The organism is Nocardia cyriacigeorgica, from assembly GCF_010858045.1.
GTDB classification, from domain to species: domain Bacteria; phylum Actinomycetota; class Actinomycetes; order Mycobacteriales; family Mycobacteriaceae; genus Nocardia; species Nocardia cyriacigeorgica_E.
Map to the genome: position 1 here is coordinate 1 of NZ_JAAGVC010000440.1, position 232 is coordinate 232.

General features: G+C 71.6%; 1 protein-coding gene. It reads right to left on the bottom strand.

From position 1 onward, the window contains the following. On the bottom strand, nucleotides 1-232 hold a 232-nt coding region (locus GV790_RS30380; RefSeq protein ID WP_163818222.1), incomplete at both ends, for a hypothetical protein.

Sequence of the window (232 nt, forward strand, 5' to 3'; positions counted from 1 at the left end):
GAACGGGCGCAGCTTCGACGCGCACCCCGACGCGTTCGGCGCCCACGGACCGGCCGGCGAGGCGAACACCCTCACCCTCGGCACCGTGACGACCGGCGCGGTAGGCGCAGACCTCGAGGTCGACGCGAACCGACGTGTCGGTGACGATCGTTCGCACCACCGCGGCGCCGAGCACCAGCGGGCGCCAATCGCAATCCTGCGCGGGCACGTTGACGATGGCGATTGTGTTCGG